General features: G+C 37.0%; 16 protein-coding genes. 10 read left to right on the plus strand and 6 right to left on the minus strand.

Going from position 1 to position 21,404, the window contains the following annotated elements; genetic code table 11:
* The first annotated feature begins 71 nt into the window (after window positions 1–71).
* Entirely contained in the window at window positions 72–1,100 is a 1,029-nt protein-coding gene (gene rsgA, locus A9G11_RS06450) for a small ribosomal subunit biogenesis GTPase RsgA (protein ID WP_065618721.1), read from the plus strand.
* 153 nt (window positions 1,101–1,253) lie between these two features.
* On the opposite strand, the gene A9G11_RS06455 is transcribed toward rsgA, so the two are convergent.
* Window positions 1,254–1,799, minus strand: a complete 546-nt coding sequence (locus tag A9G11_RS06455) for an HdeD family acid-resistance protein (protein ID WP_065618680.1) — start codon at window positions 1,797–1,799, stop codon at window positions 1,254–1,256.
* Window positions 1,800–1,983: 184 nt separating this feature from the next.
* Window positions 1,984–3,657: a C4-dicarboxylic acid transporter DauA gene (dauA, locus tag A9G11_RS06460; RefSeq protein ID WP_065618681.1), complete on the minus strand. Its 1,674-nt coding sequence runs from the start codon at window positions 3,655–3,657 to the stop codon at window positions 1,984–1,986.
* Between the two features lie 311 nt (window positions 3,658–3,968).
* Here dauA and A9G11_RS06465 point away from each other — a divergent pair, with 311 nt between their 5' ends.
* Window positions 3,969–5,324 carry a histidine-type phosphatase gene (locus A9G11_RS06465; RefSeq protein ID WP_065618682.1) on the plus strand — a complete coding sequence of 452 codons (1,356 nt, stop codon included), beginning with the start codon at window positions 3,969–3,971 and terminating at the stop codon, window positions 5,322–5,324.
* A gap of 114 nt (window positions 5,325–5,438) precedes the next feature.
* Here A9G11_RS06465 and dtd read toward each other — a convergent pair whose 3' ends face one another.
* From dtd to rpsT, 4 genes are all read right to left on the minus strand, one after another.
* Window positions 5,439–5,873 (minus strand): D-aminoacyl-tRNA deacylase, encoded by a 435-nt coding sequence (dtd, locus tag A9G11_RS06470; RefSeq protein ID WP_065618683.1) that lies wholly within the window; start codon window positions 5,871–5,873, stop codon window positions 5,439–5,441.
* A 7-nt stretch (window positions 5,874–5,880) separates the two neighbouring features.
* Entirely contained in the window at window positions 5,881–6,723 is an 843-nt protein-coding gene (locus A9G11_RS06475; protein WP_065618684.1) for a virulence factor BrkB family protein, read from the minus strand.
* 8 nt (window positions 6,724–6,731) lie between these two features.
* Complete coding sequence (locus A9G11_RS06480; RefSeq protein WP_065618685.1) at window positions 6,732–7,358, minus strand: SPOR domain-containing protein; 627 nt, start codon at window positions 7,356–7,358, stop codon at window positions 6,732–6,734.
* Between the two features lie 118 nt (window positions 7,359–7,476).
* The gene (gene rpsT, locus A9G11_RS06485) at window positions 7,477–7,740 is read right to left on the minus strand and encodes a 30S ribosomal protein S20 (RefSeq protein ID WP_025316521.1); all 264 of its coding nucleotides are present in this window, start codon (window positions 7,738–7,740) and stop codon (window positions 7,477–7,479) included.
* Between the two features lie 227 nt (window positions 7,741–7,967).
* Here rpsT and pgk point away from each other — a divergent pair, with 227 nt between their 5' ends.
* The 8 genes from pgk to rpoC all read left to right on the plus strand — a co-directional run bounded on the left by pgk (window position 7,968) and on the right by rpoC (window position 21,357).
* Window positions 7,968–9,131, plus strand: a complete 1,164-nt coding sequence (pgk, locus tag A9G11_RS06490; RefSeq protein WP_065618686.1) for a phosphoglycerate kinase — start codon at window positions 7,968–7,970, stop codon at window positions 9,129–9,131.
* 75 nt (window positions 9,132–9,206) lie between these two features.
* Window positions 9,207–10,286 carry a class II fructose-bisphosphate aldolase gene (fbaA, locus tag A9G11_RS06495; protein WP_065618687.1) on the plus strand — a complete coding sequence of 360 codons (1,080 nt, stop codon included), beginning with the start codon at window positions 9,207–9,209 and terminating at the stop codon, window positions 10,284–10,286.
* Between the two features lie 195 nt (window positions 10,287–10,481).
* Window positions 10,482–10,910, plus strand: coding sequence for a 50S ribosomal protein L11 (rplK, locus tag A9G11_RS06500; protein ID WP_065618688.1), 429 nt, complete (start codon window positions 10,482–10,484; stop codon window positions 10,908–10,910).
* Between the two features lie 3 nt (window positions 10,911–10,913).
* Window positions 10,914–11,615 (plus strand): 50S ribosomal protein L1, encoded by a 702-nt coding sequence (gene rplA, locus A9G11_RS06505; RefSeq protein ID WP_065618689.1) that lies wholly within the window; start codon window positions 10,914–10,916, stop codon window positions 11,613–11,615.
* Between the two features lie 232 nt (window positions 11,616–11,847).
* Window positions 11,848–12,345, plus strand: coding sequence for a 50S ribosomal protein L10 (gene rplJ / locus A9G11_RS06510; RefSeq protein ID WP_065618690.1), 498 nt, complete (start codon window positions 11,848–11,850; stop codon window positions 12,343–12,345).
* A 59-nt stretch (window positions 12,346–12,404) separates the two neighbouring features.
* Window positions 12,405–12,773: a 50S ribosomal protein L7/L12 gene (gene rplL / locus A9G11_RS06515; RefSeq protein WP_065618691.1), complete on the plus strand. Its 369-nt coding sequence runs from the start codon at window positions 12,405–12,407 to the stop codon at window positions 12,771–12,773.
* 247 nt (window positions 12,774–13,020) lie between these two features.
* On the plus strand, window positions 13,021–17,049 hold the full coding sequence (gene rpoB, locus A9G11_RS06520) for a DNA-directed RNA polymerase subunit beta (RefSeq protein WP_065618692.1): 4,029 nt from the start codon (window positions 13,021–13,023) through the stop codon (window positions 17,047–17,049).
* A gap of 90 nt (window positions 17,050–17,139) precedes the next feature.
* Window positions 17,140–21,357 carry a DNA-directed RNA polymerase subunit beta' gene (rpoC, locus tag A9G11_RS06525; protein WP_065618693.1) on the plus strand — a complete coding sequence of 1,406 codons (4,218 nt, stop codon included), beginning with the start codon at window positions 17,140–17,142 and terminating at the stop codon, window positions 21,355–21,357.
* Window positions 21,358–21,404: the final 47 nt, after the last annotated feature.

Genomic DNA, 21,404 nt, shown 5'->3' on the forward strand with positions numbered 1-21,404 from the left:
TTAGAGATTTTCTTTTTAATGCTGAGTAGTGTAGCATACTGGCAAACTGTTTTAGCAAAAAATTAGTGACTGTGGCAAAAAATAAACTATCCCAAAATCAAAAAAGACGTGTTGCAGCTAAACATCAACAACGTTTAAAAACCAATCAAGATGATAATCTGTCTAATTTCTCATTACCGCGTGAAGGAGTGGTGATTAGTCGCTTTGGTAAATCGGCTGATGTCGAAGATAGTAACGGACTTATTCATCGTTGTAGCATCCGTCGTACTTTGCCTTCATTAGTTACTGGAGATAAAGTTATATGGCGTGAAAGTTTAGAGCCTAACACAAATGGTATTATTGAAGCGGTACATCCACGTCATTCTGAACTAGTGCGACCTGATTTCTATGATGGTGTTAAACCCGTTGCTGCCAATGTAGATCAGATCGTTATTATTTCGGCAGTATTACCCGAATTGTCTCTCAATATCATTGATCGTTACTTAGTTGCTTGTGAAGTAACGAATATTGAACCTATTATTGTACTAAATAAAATTGATCTGCTTAGTAGTGAGCAATATGCAGAAGTTGAAAAGCAATTAGCCATTTACACAGAGATTGGTTATCAGGTTTTATTGGTTTCCTGCCAAAATCAACAAGGGATTGCAACATTAACGCAGGTGTTACAAGATAAAATATCAATTTTAGTCGGTCAATCTGGTGTGGGTAAGTCGAGTATTATTAAATTGTTATTACCTCATCAATCTCAATCGGTTATGACTGGAGACGTTTCGGAATTATCGGGTCTTGGCCAACATACTACCACTTCAACCCGACTTTACCATTTGCCAAATGGTGGTGATATTATTGATTCGCCCGGTATTCGTGAATTTGGTTTATGGCATTTAGAGCCTGCGCAAGTGATAAATGGTTTTAAGGAATTTGGTGCTTATTTAGGTGGATGTCAGTTTCGGGATTGTAATCATCTCGATACACCCGGTTGTTTATTACAAAAAGCAGTACAAGAAGGTAAGATAGCCTCATCAAGACTTGATAACTATCAACGAATATTACATACGATGAAGGAAGTTAAAGCTAAAACCAATAAAAGTTATAAGTAATCATCTGTGGTTAATGATAAACCAACTGTTTAAGAATGCGGGTTAATCATCATTGTTTACACTGCAAAGCAAAAATAGGTTAGGGTTTAATAATTATTTGTTGCCCACAACGCTAAAATAAGGTCTGTGGGCAGTAATCATCAATATCAAAAATTATCGATTTTTAAGTGCTAGACCAATTGCTACATAAGCCCAGCCTTGAAAAACTAAGTCAATGCCTAAAAACATCCCTAGCACCCAAAGGCTATCGTATGGCCAACCACCAATAATGATTAATCCGAGAATTAGAGTAATAATCCCTGAGGTTAATACCCATCCCCAACTAGGTAAATTACGATTATTAAAGGCGGCAAAGATTTGCGTAAAGCCACTCATAATCAATAAGAAAGAGATAACTAAGGTTAAGGCAGAAGAGACAGTAACAGGTTGGAAAAAGGATAGCAGTCCAATGAAAATATACAAAACCCCCATAATTGCCCATAAAGCGCTTTGCCCAAATCCTTTAATACTAAACGAATGCAAAGCTTGAGCAACGCCGGCAATGACGAGTAATGATCCAATAAAATAGACTGAAAAAACAGTGGCAATAAATTGGTAACCTAATGCCAAACAGCCTAATATTATTAAAATTATACCAACTAAGATAAACCAGCCTGATTTTTGTTTAAGTGCATTAATATTGTTTATGTCAGATATCATATCATTTTCCTATTTTCGTCTTGTTTAACTTCAGGTTATATGTAAAAACATCTTTCAGATCAATATATCTACCAAAGGTAATTGGCAGAAGAAGAGAACACGAGAAGGCATACACAATGATGATAGTTGATTACTACACCATTGTGTTTGTTGAATGTTGCCTATAATAAATCAAAATTCAAAACTAGCTTTTATCTTTCAGTGCTTCATCAAGCGTTGAAAAAAACATCAATTTGTTTGGAATAGGGATAATTTTTGCACGAGCTAATGTTTTAAGTGGTTGAAACTGTAATTCACATATTGATAGATCTACATGCTCAGGCAGTTCATCTATAAAATGGATTAAGGCATTAAGCCCACCAGCATCAAGAATTGGCACGGCGTCCCATTGCAGTACAATATGTTGATAGCCATTGATTTTTTGGTATAACTCTAAAAAAGTACGCTCAGCAGCAGCAAAAAATAGTGGCCCGTTAATACGCAGAACTAACGTTTTATCATCACTGCGGTTAAGTTCAACTAATCGAGTCATGCGTGCAATACGGCGCATAAACAAAATGGAGGCTAATACTATCCCAAGTGTTATGGCAATGACCATGTCAAATAATACCGTAAGTGACATGCAAATAAGCATAATCATTACATCATCTTTGGGCGCTCTTTTTATAATATAAATGACGCGTTGAATAGCACTCATATTCCATGCCACAATTAATAACAGGGCCGCCATAGCAGATAATGGAATAAATGATAAAATGGGTGCAAAGCAGATAAGTGCCAATAATACTATTAATGAATGTAATATTGCGGCAATGGGTGATGTTGCCCCAGCTTTGACATTAGCTGCCGAACGGGCAATGGCGGCAGTAGCGGAAATCCCTCCAAAAAATGGCGCAATGATATTTCCTAGACCTTGTCCAATCAGTTCACTGTTTGAGTGATGTTTTGTGTGGGTCATTTCATCTAATACTACCGCGCAAAGTAATGATTCAATTGCACAAAGCATGGCCATGGTTAATGAAATTGGTAATAGCGCGGACAGCATGGTCCAATCCCAGCGAAAATCAGCATGTTGCCATGGTAAGATAAATTCAGGTAATACAGGCGGAATACCATGCCCAACAGTATTATCGTCTAAAGTATAGGTAAAACGTGAGCCAATGGTTTCAATCTGATAACCAAATTGATTGAATATCAACATGACAATAATACCTGCAACCAGAGCAGGTAAATGACCCGAAATTTTGACGCGTAGTTTTGGCCATACAATTAATACAACTAAAGTGACTATTCCTACTAACGTATCAGCCAAGTTGATAGTGGGGAGTGTTTTGGCTAGTTCAATTACTTTAGTCACATAACTTTCTGGCATATGTTCAAGTGTCAAACCAAAAAAGTCTTTAATTTGCATAGTCGCAATGGTTATGGCAATACCTGAGGTAAAACCTAATACTACAGGTAACGGGATATATTCAATTAATCTGCCTAAACGTATTATTCCCATTAAAATTAGAAAAATACCGGATAATAATGTTGCAACTAATAGTCCTGATAACCCAAATTGCTGTGAAACAGGATATAAAATAACCACAAATGCGGCTGTTGGACCCGAGACACTAAATCGTGAACCACCAGTTAAAGCAATAATAAATCCTGCAATAATAGCAGTATACAGTCCGTGCTGAGGAGGTACACCACTAGCGATTGCGAGTGCCATAGCGAGTGGTATAGCAATAATACCGACGGTTATTCCTGCAATTAGGTCTTTGAAAAAGCGGGTGGTGTTGTAAGGATTGTTTATACAGGCTGAAATAAAAGCACAACAAATTTTTGTGCGGGTGAATCCATATAATTTCATTATTTTTTAATCAATTAAGCTGAGGTTATCTTTAGTAGCCTAATAAGATAATCTTTTTTACGAAAAATAAAAGGGTGTTGTTAAAATAATCGCCTATTTTTTGACGCTTTGTGTGATAACAGGTAAAATCTCACCGCGTCTTTATTGATAATAGCAGTAAATCCATTTCGTTTGTTATACTACTGTCTTAGTATTGCAATCAATATCGTTAAAGCAAAGTTACCTTATCGCTACTTATTTATTAATTCTATTAATGGATATTTTTCTTTTTACCACCAATAAAACCGCTATTTAAAGAAAAGAGGTATTTTATGGATTACTCTAAAAAGTTTCTTTCTATTTTTTTATTTGTCTTTTCGTCGATGAGTTTTGCTCAACAAGTCATCGTTTCGGGTTCTAAAACAGCTTATCAATATGATACAGCTAAGACTTTAACTCCAGCACCAAAAGGTTATCAAGCTTTTTATATTGATCACATTGGACGTCATGGTTCGCGTTATATTAGTAAATCTAAATATGAAGATATTGCTTACCAAACGCTATTATTAGCTGAAAAAGAAGGTCAATTAACGGCTTTAGGGGAAGATTTACTCAGGCAAGTTACCATTATTAAGCAATTCAATCAAAATCATTATGGTGAGCTTACTGATCTTGGTCGTCAAGATATTGGTTTAATTAGTCAACGAATGCTGGCTAATAATCCGACTGTCTTCAAAGGACAGAAAATTGAAGCCATTACCTCAAGCTCACCCAGAGCAAAAGAGACCGCAGAAATTTTTATCAAAGCATTTCAAGCTAAATATCCCAATATTACCATAACGCAGCAACCTGATGATAAACAAACATTATTACGTTTTTTTGAATATTCTCCCGCTTATGATGAATATAAAAGTAGTAAAGTAGTTAAAAAAGGGATCTCATCTTTAGAAGATGCGACTAAAACAATACAAGTGAGTTATGATATTGCTCAAAAAATCTTTAATCATGATTTTTCAAATAAGTTAAACAAAGGAATTGAAATAATTGGAAAATCACCAATTAAATCTCGGGATTTTGTTTTTGCGGTTTATCAACTTTATCAAGAATTACTAGCTTTTCCGTCGCAAGTTTTAACGGATAATCATCTCGATCTCACTGCTTATTTTACCGAAGAACAACAACAATGGTTTAGTACCGTAGCTACCGTAAAAAACTATTTACAAATAGGCCCCGCTTTTGACGCCAATGGTATTCAAATTAAAATTGCAGCACCGTTAGTTTGGGATTTAATCCATACTGCTGATGAGGCAGTCGCTAACTCTAATATTGATGCTAATTTGCGATTTGCGCATGCCGAAACGATTTCACCCTTAGTAACATTACTTGAAATTGCAGGTACATCAACGGTGGCTAATTCCCTCTTTGATTATCCAACGGTTTGGCGGGCAGATAAAATTATCCCGATGAGTGCAAATCTACAATTGATTTTTTATAAAAGCAATCAAGCTAATCAACCAGTTTTAGTAAAAGCGTTATTAAATGAGCAGGAAGTTAAGCTCCCTGTATCAACTAATTATTACCCTTATTATCGTTGGAATGATGTTAAACAATTTTATGTAAATAAACTTAATAAATTAGGTTTATCAGACAATCAAACTGAGCTTGAAATGTTGAAAAATTTGAAATAGCTTTGTACTCTTAACCAAAATTGACAATTTATTGTTAATAAGCCTTGCTTACGAAGAACAGGTAAGCAAGGCTTATTTGTGAGTTTTAAACAAATAATTGTGTTGTCTATGTTTTTAAACTTGTAACCAAAAGGTAACAGGGCCATCATTAATTAGTGATACTTGCATATCAGCCGCAAATTGCCCGGTTTGTGTGTTGATCTGTTTTTGACATTGTTCGACAAAAAATTGATAAAGTTTTTCAGCTTCATCCGGTTTAGCACCTTTAGTAAAACTTGGTCGCATCCCTTTATGTGTATCTGCAACAAGTGTAAACTGAGAAACCACTAAAACTTCACCATTTGCTTGTCCAACATTGAGATTCATTTTGCCTTCACTATCACTAAAAATACGATAACCAAGTACCTTTTCACAAAGACGGATTGCTTTTTGTTGATCATCTTCTTGTTCTACACCAAGTAAAACAAGCAATCCATGATTAATTTGTCCAATAATTTGATTATCAACACTAACGCTGGCTTGTTTAACGCGTTGAATTAAGGCTATCATACAGTAGTTACTCCGATTGTGGCTCTTGTTTGGGGTGCTGTTTTTTTTGTCGATTATAGTCAGTGAGTGTTGCTGCAAACTCGGCACCAAATAACACAATGCACCAAGAACAGTAGATCCATACTAACATAATTGGAATGGATGATACCACGCCATAAATAAGCTGATAAGTTGGAAACGAAGTCACATAAAGCGCAAATGCTCGTTTACCTAGTTCAAACAATATTGCTGCGACAATTGCACCAATTATTGACTCTTTAAACGGTACTGTTTCAGTTGGAATAATGCAGTAAAGTAACCAAAATCCAGCTATAGAAATAAAAAATGGCAAGGAACTGATCAATATGTTTCCTGTTTTGGCGGTTGATAACCATGACAAAGAGAAAACATAGGAACTCACCGCGATACTTGAACCTACAAGAATAGGACCTAAAGTTAATATGGTCCAATATATGGTTAAATTGTAGATAAATGACCGTTTACGCTTAGTTTTCCAAATTAAGTTGAGTGCATTATTAATCGAATTGATTAATAATAAAGAGGTTACAATTAATCCTACCACACCTAAAATAGTCATTCTTTGGGTATTGGCAATAAATTGTTCAAGATAATTTTGAATGGTATCACTCGCGGTGGGAACAAGATTATTATAAATTAATTGCTTTAATGATTGGCTAATTTCATTAAACATAGGAAAAGCCGATAATAATGAAAAAATAACAGTAATTAGCGGTACCAATGCAAGAATTGTGGTATAGGCTAGCCCAGCTGCTGATGTTGTTAGACGATCTTGATTTATACGAATCCACAACATCTTTGCAAATATCTGTATCGGTTTAAATGTTTTCATAGGCTATATTATTTGTTAGATATAATACAATTATTGATACCATTACTTTTTAATAAGCTCATCGCTTTATCAGCTTCGCTTTTGCTTATGTAAGGTCCAGCAGTAACGCGGTATAACTGTCCAGAAGTTATATTACTACTTAAACCAGACATAGCAAGCTTTGCTCTTAACGTGTCTGCATTTGACTTATCTTTAAATGCACCACATTGTAATATCCATTTATTTGTCTGCGCAGTTGTTGGTGATGTAAATGTAGGCGCTGTAGTTGTTTGTTCTGTATTTGTAGGGTTTTGTTGTGCAACAACCCTGCTGTTATTCATAAAACTATCTAGAATTTGTTGTCGTTCACTGGCAACTGAAATTGAATTCGTTCCGGTAGTATTATTAGGGGTTTCCAGTGCTTTAAGATATGCCCAGCGCTCTTGAGGTTGTTCAGGAAGGGTTTCAGTCGGCGGCTGTGTTTTTACTTTTGGCAGTTCAATGGGTTTATCTGGTTTGTTGTTAGAAATAAGGTAGAGAAAAGTAGAAAATAAAATGATAAGGGTAGTAGCAATGAATATCATTAAATTAGGCATGATTCGAGACTTATTTTTTTTTGATTGGCTCTTTTTTCTAACATAATCACGCTGAACCACAATATACTCTCTTTTTTCTCTCGCAAATGTTGAATAAACAAGTAGTATATAAATAAAAAAAGTGGCTTTCACCACTTTTTATTATCTTGCTATAAATATATCTAACAGTAATACAGTATTAAGCTAATGCTTTTATCTGTTTGATTAAATTTGCTTTATGACGTGCAGCTTTATTTTTGTGGATTAAACCACGAGCCGCTTGACGGTCAACAACTGCCTGCATGTCTTTGAATGCTACTTCAGCTGTTTGTTTATCACCAGCTGCAACAGCTGCGTAAACTTTTTTAATATAAGTACGCATCATTGAACGGTTACTAGCATTATGTTTACGGCGTTTTTCGGATTGAACCGCACGTTTCTTAGCTGATTTGATATTAGCCAAAGTCAACTCCCAAGTTTAAATAAAAATTACATATTAATAAGGCGACGAAATATGCCTGATTTTATTCCTTTTGTCAATGGCATTCAAGAAAAAAAATTGGGGTTTGTGGATATAATCTAATTTAATTACGTTCATAATTTAACCGTTAATGAGAGTAACCTAAAAAGAATTTTTATGTTAGAATAATGCAAATTTTATTTTGTTTATATTTCACAAGAGGAACTCTCATGTCTGTTATAAGAATGCAAGATCTTGATCTAAAAGGGAAACGTTTATTTATTCGTTCAGATCTTAATGTGCCAGTTAAAAATGGTAAAGTAACCTCTGATGCACGTATTAAAGCATCATTACCTACGATTGAAGAAGCAATCAAGCAAGGCGCAAAAGTGATGGTTACTTCTCATATCGGTCGTCCAACTGAAGGGGAATATAACCCAGAATTTTCTTTACAACCTGTTGTTGATTATTTAAAAGAACATGTATCTTTCCCTGTTCGTTTAGTGAAAGATTACCTTAATGGTGTTGATGTTAAAGAAGGCGAATTAGTTGTCCTTGAAAATGTTCGTTTCAATGTCGGTGAAGGTAAAGATGATGAAACTTTATCTAAAAAATATGCTGCTCTTTGTGATATCTATGTAATGGATGCGTTTGGTACAGCTCACCGCGCTCAAGCATCAACTCATGGTGCCGGTAAATTTGCACCGATCGCTTGTGCTGGTCCTTTATTAGCTGCTGAGTTAGATGCACTAGGTAAAGCACTTGATAATCCGGCTCGTCCGATGGTGGCAATTGTTGCTGGCTCTAAAGTTTCTACTAAATTAACCGTTCTTGATTCCCTCTCTAAAATCGCTGATCAAATAATTGTCGGTGGTGGTATTGCTAATACCTTTATTGCAGCCGAAGGTTATAATGTGGGTAAATCGCTTTATGAAGCAGATTTAATTCCTGAAGCGAAAAAATTAATGGCTAATTGCGAAATTCCAGTTCCAACCGATGTTCGTGTCGCAACTGAATTTAGTGAAACAGCAACAGCAACTGAAAAATCAGTTAAAGATGTAAAAGAAAATGAACAAATTTTGGATTTAGGTGATAAATCAGCAGAAGTATTAGCGGATATTATCAAAAATGCCAAAACTATATTATGGAACGGTCCTGTAGGTGTTTTTGAATTCCCTAATTTCCGTCGAGGTACTGAAATTGTTGCTAAAGCAATCGCTGATAGTAAAGGTTTTTCAATCGCAGGTGGTGGTGATACATTAGCTGCAATTGATTTATTTGGTATTGAAGATAAAATTTCTTATATTTCAACTGGCGGTGGTGCTTTCCTTGAGTTTGTGGAAGGTAAAAAACTACCAGCTGTTGCAATGTTGGAAGCGAGAGCAAAAGCGTAATATACATATCAATAGAAAGGATGAGCTACTTACTCATCCTTTACTTTTTATATAAATAAAATTATAGGTAATAGAATGGCTACAAAGATTTCTGATGTCGTTAAACCCGGTGTAGTTACTGGTGATGATGTGCAAAAAGTGTTTCAAATTGCACGTGAAAACAATTTTGCATTACCAGCAGTTAACTGCGTTGACACCAATACAATCAATGCTGTTATTGAAACAGCAGCTAAAGTGGGTTCACCTGTTATTGTCCAATTTTCAAATGGTGGCGCTCAATTTATTGCTGGTAAAGGCTTAAAACTTGAAGGTCAAGAGTGTGCTGTTTTAGGTGCAATTTCAGGCGCTAAACATGTACATCTTATGGCTGAAAAATACGGTGTACCAGTTATTGTCCATACTGACCACTGTGCTAAAAAATTACTTCCATGGGTAGATGGCTTACTTGATGCAGGTGAGACTCATTTTGCTAAAACAGGTAAACCACTCTTTTCTTCTCATATGATTGATCTTTCAGAAGAGACATTAAAAGATAATATTGATATTTGCTGTCAATATTTAGCTCGTATGTCTGCCATGAAAATGACCTTAGAATTAGAATTAGGTTGTACTGGTGGTGAAGAAGATGGTGTGGATAACAGCCATATGGATAGTTCAGCACTTTACACTCAACCTGAAGATGTGGCTTATGCTTATGAACGTTTAAGCGCAATTAGTCCACGTTTTACTATTGCCGCATCATTTGGTAATGTACATGGTGTTTATAAACCAGGTAATGTTAAATTAACACCAAAAATTTTAGATAATTCTCAAAAATATGTATCTGAAAAATATAATTTACCTGCTAAATCATTGAATTTTGTTTTCCATGGTGGTTCAGGATCAACTGCTGAAGAAATCAGTGAAGCTGTGAGTTATGGTGTTATCAAAATGAACATTGATACAGATACTCAATGGGCTAACTGGGCAGGTATTTTAGATTATTACAAAGCAAATGAAGCTTATTTGCAAGGTCAATTGGGTAACCCTGAAGGACCTGATGCACCAAATAAGAAATATTATGATCCTCGAGTTTGGTTACGTAAAGGTCAAGATTCATTAGTGGCACGTTTAGAACTTGCATTTAAAGAACTTAATGCAATTGATGTACTTTAATCTTTTCTTTTTTTAGCTTCAAACTAGAGCAAGGTAAATCACCTTGCTCTTTTCATTAATCTTTCATAAATAAACCTTGCATTTTTTTTTTAGTTGTAGGATAATTCTGCCCTCATTTAACTTAGGGGAGCTGTCTATTTATTAATAGCAATTGTTAATAGAAGAGGCGTTTGCACCCGAGAAAAGGAAACTAAAATGGCAAAAAAAGTACAAGCTTACATCAAGTTGCAAGTTGCAGCTGGTGCAGCAAATCCTAGTCCGCCAGTTGGTCCAGCACTTGGTCAACATGGTGTTAATATCATGGAATTTTGTAAAGCATTTAATGCGAAAACAGAAAGCCTTGAAAAAGGTTTACCAATTCCAGTGGTTATTACAGTTTATTCTGATCGTTCATTTACATTCGTAACTAAAACACCTCCTGCGGCAGTATTACTGAAAAAAGCTGCTAAAATTAAGTCAGGTTCTGGTGAACCTAACAAGAAAAAAGTAGGTAAAGTGACAAGCGCTCAAATTCGCGAAATTGCTGAATTAAAAGCTGCAGATATGAATGGTGCTACTATTGAAACGATGATGCGTTCTATTGAAGGAACAGCTCGTTCAATGGGCTTGGAAGTGGAGGGTTAATTAATGGCTAAATTATCTAAGAAAGCTAAACTTATCCGCGAAAAAGTGAACGCGACTAAGCAATATGAAATTAGCGAAGCAATTGCTTTATTAAAAGAGTTCGCAACAGCTAAATTTACTGAAAGTGTTGATGTTGCCGTTAATTTAGGTATCGATGCTCGTAAATCAGATCAAAATGTTCGTGGCGCAATTGTTCTTCCTCACGGAACTGGCCGTACTGTGCGTGTTGCAGTATTTACTCAAGGTGCAAATGCTGATGCTGCTAAAGAAGCTGGTGCTGAATTAGTCGGTATGGACGATCTTGCAGATCAAATCAAAAAAGGCGAAATGAATTTCGACGTAGTTATTGCATCACCAGACGCTATGCGTGTTGTGGGTCAATTAGGTCAAATTTTAGGGCCTCGTGGTTTAATGCCAAACCCTAAAGTTGGAACAGTAACCCCTAATGTTGCAGAAGCAGTTAAAAATGCTAAAGCTGGTCAAATCCGCTACCGTAACGATAAAAATGGTATTATTCATACCACTATCGGTAAAGCAGATTTTGATGCAGATAAACTTAAAGAAAATTTAGAAGCATTACTTGTTGCTTTAAAACGTGCAAAACCAGCATCTTCTAAAGGTGTATTTGTGAAGAAAGTTAGCCTATCTACAACAATGGGCGCTGGTGTTGCAATCGATCAAGCAACATTAAATGCAACTGTTTAATTACATTTTTAGTTATTAAACAATAAAATCGGTTGGTGTCTGGCCTTAACCAGACCCCGTCCAAGACCGTAGGTGTAATTGCTGTTTAATTACTTAATTTTCCTACGTAGACGGTGACAGAGCCTGATAAGATATAATACAGGAATTCTGCTCATCGTGGTTATGCTAGCTACATTTGTAGTTAGTTAAAATAAGTCTAGGCTTAGCCTAGTTTAATCCAGGAGCAATACCAATGGCACTAAATCTTCAAAATAAACAAGAAATTGTTGCTGAAGTTAATGAAATCGCCAAAGGTGCGCTATCTGCAGTTGTTGCCGATTCTCGTGGCGTAACTGTAGAAAAAATGACGGCATTACGTAAATCTGCTCGTGAAGCTGGTGTTTATATGCGTGTTGTTCGTAATACGCTATTACGCCGAGTTGTTGAGGGTACTCAGTACGAGTGTTTAAAAGATGCGTTTGTTGGTCCAACTCTAATTGCATTTTCAAATGAGCATCCAGGTGCTGCAGCGCGTATTTTTAAAGCGTTTGCTAAAGAAAATGAAAAATTTGAGATTAAAGCCGCAGCCTTTGAAGGTGAGTTGATTACTGCAGCGAACATCGATCGCTTAGCAACATTACCTACTTATGAAGAAGCATTAGCTCGCTTGATGTCAACCATGAAAGAAGCCGCAGCTGGCAAATTGGTTCGTACTCTTGCAGCGGTTCGCGATCAAAAAGAAGCTGCATAATTGGCAGTTCGATTGTGAATTTTATTAATTAAAAAATTGTAAATTTGGGAAACTATATTATGTCTATCACTAAAGAACAAATTTTAGATGCAGTTGCAGAAATGTCTGTAATGGACGTTGTTGAACTTGTATCAATGATGGAAGAAAAATTTGGTGTTTCTGCAGCAGCAGCTGTTGCAGTTGCAGCAGCAGGTCCAGCTGAAGCAGCAGAAGAAAAAACTGAATTTGATGTTATCTTAAAAGATGTTGGCGCTAACAAAGTAGCTGTTATCAAAGCGGTTCGTGGTGCAACAGGTTTAGGCTTAAAAGAAGCTAAAGATCTAGTTGAATCAGCTCCAGCAACAGTTAAAGAAGGCGTTAGCAAAGCTGATGCAGATGAACTTAAAAAGGCACTTGAAGAAGCAGGTGCAGCTGTCGAACTTAAATAAGTTTATCGATAACACCATAAATGGCTGGGGGTTTTATACCTCCAGCCTTTTTGCGCTGTAAAAAGTCCAAGAATTATATTTGAAGACTATTAACAAAAGTAATAAAGAAATAGTATATTTATTGAGCCTAATCAACTGATATTTATAGATATTTTCGATGAGGTGTCAGGCGTTATTATTTAATTGGTAGTACCCCTGATGAATATTTAATCATGCTAAAATAGCAGATAAGCAAGTTGAGGAACTAATGGTTTACTCTTATACCGAGAAAAAACGAATTCGTAAGAATTTTGGTAAGCGTCCACAAGTCTTGGATATACCGTATCTTCTTTCTATTCAACTTGATTCGTTCCAGAAATTTATTGAGCAAGATCCAGAAGGTCAATATGGCTTGGAAGCCGCTTTCCGTTCAATATTTCCGATAAAAAGTTATAGTGGTAACGCTGAGTTACAATACGTGAGCTTTAAAATGGGCGAACCTGTATTTGATGTTAAAGAATGTCAAATTAGAGGGATCACATACTCAGCACCGTTGCGTGTGAAATTACGTTTAGTAATTTATGATAAAGATGCGCCAGAAGGAACAGTAAAAGATATTAAAGAGCAAGACGTCTATATGGGCGAAATCCCTTTAATGACGGACAATGGTACATTTGTGATCAATGGTACAGAACGTGTTATCGTATCACAGTTGCATCGTAGCCCAGGTGTGTTCTTTGATAGTGATAAAGGTAAAACACACTCTTCTGGTAAAGTTTTATATAATGCACGGATTATTCCTTATCGTGGCTCTTGGCTTGATTTTGAGTTTGATCCAAAAGATAATCTTTTCGCTCGTATTGACCGTCGTCGTAAACTACCTGCAACAATCATTTTACGTGCTTTAGGTTATGAAACAGAAGAAATTTTAGATATTTTCTTTGAGAAGACTATTTTCGAAGTTGGCAAGTCAAAATTAAAAATGGACCTTGTTCCAGAGCGCCTGCGTGGTGAAACTGCACTATTTGATATTGAATCAAAAGGTAAAGTTTATGCTGAAAAAGGTCGACGTATTACAGCCCGTCATATCCGTGAATTAGAAAAAGATAAAATTACTAAAATTGATGTGCCGGTTGAATATATTGTCAATAAGGTGCTTGCCAAAAATTATGTTAACGATGCAACAGGTGAAGTTATTGCGTTTGCCAATACGCCGATTTCACTTGAATTATTGCTTGAATTAACCAATGCAGGTCATAAAAAAATTGAAACGTTATTTACTAATGACCTTGATCATGGTTCTTTTATTTCTGAAACATTGAATGTTGATTCAACTCGTGACAGATTAGGTGCGTTAGTTGAAATTTATCGCATGATGCGTCCTGGTGAGCCACCAACAAAAGAGGCGGCTGAAGCGTTATTTGATAATTTATTCTTCTCTGATGAACGTTATGATCTATCAGCGGTTGGTCGTATGAAATTCAATCGTTCATTAGGACGTGATGATATCGAAGGTGAAAGTGTTTTAACCAAAGGCGATATCGTCGATGTAATGAAAAAACTGATTGCTATCCGTAATGGTCATGGTGAAGTCGATGATATTGACCATTTAGGTAATCGTCGTATCCGAAGTGTTGGTGAAATGGCAGAAAACCAATTCCGTATTGGTTTAGTTCGCGTAGAGCGCGCCGTAAAAGAACGTTTATCTTTAGGTGATCTCGATTCTCTGATGCCACAAGATATGATCAATGCTAAACCGATTTCAGCAGCAATTCGTGAATTCTTTGGCTCAAGCCAATTATCACAATTTATGGATCAGAATAATCCATTATCTGAAATTACACATAAACGTCGTATTTCTGCGTTAGGTCCGGGTGGTTTAACTCGTGAACGTGCAGGCTTTGAGGTACGTGACGTACATCCAACACACTATGGTCGTGTATGTCCGATTGAGACTCCGGAAGGTCCAAATATCGGTTTGATTAACTCATTAGCGGTTTATTCGCGTACTAATGAGTATGGATTTTTAGAAACACCTTATCGTCGAGTTATCGATGGTGTTGTTACAGATGAAATTAACTATTTGTCTGCAATTGATGAGAGTGAATTTGTTATTGCCCAAGCTAACTCAAATCTGGATGATGATGGACGTTTCAAAGAAGATTTAGTGACTTGTCGTTTAAATGGCGAATCAGGATTATATAGTCCAGAACAAGTTCATTATATGGACGTATCAACACAGCAAATCGTATCGGTTGGTGCTTCATTGATTCCGTTCTTAGAGCATGATGATGCTAACCGTGCCTTGATGGGTGCTAACATGCAACGTCAAGCCGTGCCGACATTAAAAGCGGAAAAACCATTTGTTGGTACTGGTATGGAACGTGCTGTAGCTGTCGACTCAGGTGTAACAGCCGTTGCTCGTCGTGGTGGTACTGTACAATATGTTGATGCATCACGTATCGTAATTAACGTTAATGCTGATGAAATGTATGCTGGTGAAACGGGCATTGATATTTACAATTTAACTAAATATACCCGTTCTAACCAAAATACCTGTATTAACCAAATTCCTTGTGTGGAATTAGGTGAGAAAGTTGAACGTGGTGATGTACTTGCTGATGGACCTTCAACTGACTTAGGTGAATTGGCATTAGGTCAAAATATGCGTGTGGCATTTATGCCATGGAATGGTTATAACTTTGAGGATTCTATTTTAGTCTCTGAAAAAGTTGTCCAAGATGACCGTTTTACTTCAATTCATATTCAAGAGTTATCATGTATTTCTCGTGATACTAAGTTAGGTGCAGAAGAAATTACAGCTGATATCCCTAATGTTGGTGAAGCAGCACTTTCGAAACTTGATGAATCAGGTATTGTTTATATTGGTGCTGAAGTTAAAGGTGGTGATATTCTGGTTGGTAAAGTGACACCTAAAGGCGAAACACAGCTAACACCAGAAGAGAAATTACTACGAGCAATTTTCGGTGAAAAGGCCTCTGATGTTAAAGATACTTCTTTGCGTGTACCAAATGGTGTTTCTGGTACAGTTATTGATGTGCAAGTCTTTACTCGTGATGGTGTGCAAAAAGATAAACGCGCACTTGAAATTGAAGATATGCAACTTAAACAAGCAAGAAAAGATTTAACAGAAGAGCTGAAAATCTTAGAAGCTGCATTGTTTGCTCGTATCCGTGATGTGTTAATCTCAGGTGGTATTAAAGCTGATAAATTAGATGCTTTACCACGTGAAAAATGGTTAACCATTGGCATTGCCAACGAAGATAAACAAGCGCAATTAGAACAACTTGCTGAACAACACGAAGAAATTAAAACTGAATTTAATAAAAAACTTGAAGCAAAACGCATGAAAATTACACAGGGTGATGATTTACAACCTGGTGTACTGAAAATTGTTAAAGTTTATTTAGCGGTTAAACGTCAAATTCAGCCTGGTGATAAAATGGCCGGTCGTCATGGTAACAAAGGGGTAATCTCTAAGATCAACCCAATTGAAGATATGCCATATGATGATAAAGGTCGTCCAGTTGATATCGTGTTAAATCCACTAGGTGTACCGTCTCGTATGAATATCGGACAGATCCTAGAAACACACTTAGGTATGGCGGCTAAAGGTATTGGTCAAAAAATTGATGCAATGCTTAAAGAGCAACAAGAGCTAGCTAAATTACGTGAGTTTATCCAAAAAGCTTATGATCTTGGATTAGGCGCAGCTCAAAAAGTTAATGTAGATGAGTTTACCGATCAAGAAGTGATGACTTTAGCGCAAAACTTACGTAACGGTATGCCACTTGCTACACCAGTATTTGATGGTGCGAAAGAGCAAGAGATTAAATCATTGCTTGAACTTGGTGACTTACCAACATCTGGTCAAATTACATTATATGATGGTCGTACGGGCGAACAATTTGAACGTCCGGTTACTGTTGGTTACATGTATATGTTGAAATTGAATCACTTAGTTGATGATAAGATGCATGCGCGTTCAACAGGTTCATATAGTCTGGTTACCCAACAACCATTGGGTGGTAAAGCTCAATTTGGTGGTCAACGTTTCGGTGAGATGGAAGTATGGGCATTAGAAGCATATGGTGCTGCTTATACCTTACAAGAAATGTTAACGGTTAAATCAGATGACGTAAACGGCCGTACTAAGATGTATAAAAATATTGTAGATGGTGATCATCGTATGGAACCTGCGATCCCTGAATCATTTAATGTACTATTAAAAGAGATTCGTTCGTTAGGTATCAATATCGAGTTAGATGAAGAGTAATCTTAACTAACTCCAATGATTTCTATTTATAGGGATAACTTATTAGCAATAATAAGTTATCTAATTGGTTTAACTCCATAGGAGTCAATTGTGAAAGACTTACTAAAGTTTCTAAAAGCACAAACAAAAACAGAAGATTTTGACGCAATCAAGATAGGTCTTGCCTCTCCTGATATGATCCGTTCATGGTCTTTTGGTGAAGTTAAAAAACCTGAAACAATCAACTATCGTACGTTCAAACCAGAACGTGATGGGTTGTTTTGTGCGCGTATTTTTGGACCGGTAAAAGATTATGAATGTTTATGTGGAAAATATAAACGTTTAAAACACCGTGGTGTGATCTGTGAAAAATGTGGTGTAGAAGTTACCCAAGCTAAAGTACGTCGTGAACGTATGGGTCACATTGAACTTGCATCACCAACTGCACACATCTGGTTTTTAAAATCATTACCGTCTCGTATTGGTTTGTTACTTGATATGCCACTGCGTGATATTGAGCGCGTGCTTTATTTTGAATCATTTATGGTGCTTGACGGCGGAATGACCAACTTAGAACGCGGTCAAATCTTAACTGAAGAGCAGTATTTAGATGCGTTAGAAGAGTTTGGTGATGAATTTGATGCACGTATGGGTGCGGAAGCTATCCAAGAGTTATTACGTAATATTGATGTGCAAGCTGAGTGTGAAGCACTACGTGATGAACTAGCAACCACTAATTCAGAAACTAAACGTAAAAAACTGACTAAACGTATCAAGATTATTGAAGCATTTATCCAATCAGAGAATAAACCTGAATGGATGATCTTAAATGTATTACCTGTGTTGCCACCAGATTTACGTCCATTAGTACCACTTGATGGCGGACGTTTTGCAACATCAGATTTGAATGACCTTTACCGTCGTGTGATTAACCGTAATAACCGTTTAAAACGTTTATTAGATCTAGCTGCTCCGGATATCATTGTACGTAACGAAAAACGTATGTTACAAGAATCGGTTGATGCATTATTAGATAATGGTCGTCGTGGTCGTGCTATTACTGGTTCAAACAAACGTCCATTAAAATCACTTGCCGATATGATTAAAGGTAAGCAAGGTCGTTTCCGTCAGAACTTGTTAGGTAAACGTGTTGACTACTCTGGCCGTTCAGTAATTACTGTAGGTCCTTACTTACGATTACACCAATGTGGTTTACCGAAAAAAATGGCACTGGAATTATTCAAACCATTTATTTACGGTAAATTAGAACGTCGTGGTTATGCAACAACCATTAAAGCAGCTAAGAAAATGGTTGAGCGCGAAGATGCAATTGTTTGGGATATTTTAGACGAAGTCATTCGTGAACATCCGGTATTACTAAACCGTGCGCCAACACTACATAGATTAGGTATTCAAGCGTTTGAGCCAATCCTGATTGAAGGTAAAGCGATTCAGTTACATCCATTAGTGTGTGCGGCTTTCAATGCTGACTTCGATGGTGACCAAATGGCGGTTCACGTTCCATTAACACTAGAAGCGCAATTAGAAGCGCGTGCGTTAATGATGTCAACTAACAATATTCTTTCACCTGCGAGTGGTGAGCCTATCATCGTTCCTTCTCAGGACGTGGTATTAGGTCTTTACTATATGACTCGCGACAAGATTAATGCTAAAGGTGAAGGCATGATCTTAACTGGTCCTAAAGAAGCAGAAAAACTGTATCGTTTAGGTTTAGTTGAGTTGCATGCAAAAGTTAAAGTACGTATTACTGAAAATCATCGAAATGCTGTTGGCGAATGGGAAGAAACAACATCAGTCATTGATACTACTGTTGGCCGTGCGATTTTATGGTTGATTATGCCAAAAGGTATGAGTTTTTCTGTGATTAACCAACCGCTTGGTAAAAAAGCGATTTCACGGATCTTAAATATCTGTTATCGCCAATTAGGCATGAAAGAAACCGTTATTTTAGCTGACCAAGTCATGTACACAGGATTTGCTTATGCTGCACGTTCAGGTGTGTCAGTTGGTATTGATGATATGGAAATTCCAGCGAAAAAATTACAGATCATCAATGAAGCTGAAATTGAAGTTGCTGAAATTCAGGAACAATTCCAATCAGGTTTGGTGACTGCTGGTGAACGTTATAATAAAGTTATCGATATTTGGGCAGCAGCCAATGAACGCGTTGCTAAAGCGATGATGGATAACCTTTCAACTGAAAAAGTCATCAACCGTGAGGGTGAAGAAGAAGTTCAATCTTCTTTCAATAGCATCTATATGATGGCCGACTCTGGTGCGCGTGGTTCTGCGGCTCAGATTCGTCAGTTAGCAGGTATGCGTGGTTTGATGGCAAAACCAGATGGTTCGATTATCGAAACACCTATTACGGCAAATTTCCGTGAAGGGTTAAACGTACTTCAGTACTTTATTTCCACTCATGGTGCGCGTAAAGGTCTTGCTGATACAGCATTAAAAACAGCAAACTCAGGTTATTTAACCCGTCGTTTAGTCGATGTTGCCCAAGATTTAGTGGTTATCGAAGATGACTGTGGCACCTTAGAAGGTGTGGTTATGACACCGGTTATTGAAGGTGGTGATGTTAAAGAGCCTTTACGTGAACGCGTTTTAGGTCGTGTAACAGCTGAAGATGTATTAAAACCAGGTAGTGCAGATATTTTAATTCCGCGTAATACCTTACTAGATGAAAGCTATTGTGATTTACTAGAAGCAGAATCTGTTGATAGTGTTAAAGTCCGTTCAGTAGTTTCGTGTGATACTGATTTCGGTGTTTGTGCTAAATGTTATGGTCGTGACTTAGCGCGTGGTCACTTGGTGAATAAAGGTGAGGCAATTGGTGTTATCGCAGCACAATCAATCGGTGAACCAGGTACTCAGTTAACCATGCGTACGTTCCATATCGGTGGTGCGGCATCTCGAGCAGCGGCTGAATCAAGTGTTCAGGTTAAAAATAAAGGTAGTATTAAACTTACTAATGCTAAATTTGTAATTAACCCAGATAAGAAATTAGTCATTACTTCGCGTAATGCTGAGTTGACGATCATTGATGAATTAGGTCGAATGAAAGAGACGTACAAAGTTCCTTATGGTTCGATCTTGACTAAAGGTAATGGCATAGCTGTTGAAGCTGGTGAAACCATTGCTAACTGGGATCCGCATACTATGCCAGTAATCTCAGAAGCAAAAGGTTTTGTTCGTTTTGTCGATATGATTGATGGTCAAACCATTACTCGTCAAACTGATGAATTAACCGGTTTATCTTCTATCGCTATATTAGACGTTGCAGAGCGTACTGGTGTTGGTAAAGATTTGCGTCCGGCAATTAAAATTGTTGATGCCAAAGGTAAAGATGTTTACGTTTCAGGTTCAGAAATGCTAGCACAGTATTTCCTACCGGGTAAAGCATTAGTACAGTTAGAAGACGGTGCGGAAATCAACATCGGTGATACACTTGCACGTATTCCACAAGCATCTGTTGGTACCAAAGATATTACAGGTGGTTTACCACGAGTTGCGGACTTGTTTGAAGCGCGTAAACCGAAAGAACCAGCGATTCTTGCAGAAATTGACGGTATTATCTCATTTGGTAAAGAGACTAAAGGTAAACGTCGCTTAATTATCACTCCATTAGATGGTAGTGAACCATATGAAGAGATGATTCCAAAATGGCGTCAACTTAACGTATTTGAAGGTGAACAAGTTGGACGTGGTGATGTGATTTCAGACGGTCCAGAATCAGCTCATGATATTTTACGTCTACGTGGTGTAAATGCAGTAACGCGTTATATTGTTAACGAAGTTCAAGAAGTTTATCGTCTGCAAGGTGTAAAAATCAATGATAAACATATTGAAGTTATTGTGCGTCAAATGTTGCGTAAAGCAACGGTTATTCATCCGGGTGGTTCTCGTCTACTTGATGGTGAACAACTTGAAGTTTCACGCTTGAAGATTATTAACCGTGAACTTGAAGCACAAGGTAAAGAGCCGATTGTTTATTTACATGATTTATTAGGTATAACTAAAGCGTCATTAACAACAGAATCGTTTATTTCAGCGGCATCGTTCCAAGAAACGACTCGAGTGTTAACAGAAGCAGCAGTTGCAGGTAAAAACGACGAATTACGTGGATTAAAAGAAAACGTAATTGTGGGTCGTTTAATTCCAGCCGGTACTGGTTATGCTTATCATAAAGAACGTTTACGTAAACGGGCAGTACCTTCAAATGAAGAAATTCAACCGACAATTTCAGCAGAAGAAGCCACAGCGAATTTAGCTGAGTTACTGAATTCTGCAGATGAAAATCAATAGACCTAAGTCAGGTTTTATTTATAAAATAGCACGCATAGGCGTGCTAT

It is taken from the genome of Gilliamella sp. wkB108 (genome assembly GCF_001690195.1).
GTDB classification, from domain to species: Bacteria; Pseudomonadota; Gammaproteobacteria; order Enterobacterales; family Orbaceae; genus Gilliamella; species Gilliamella apicola_L.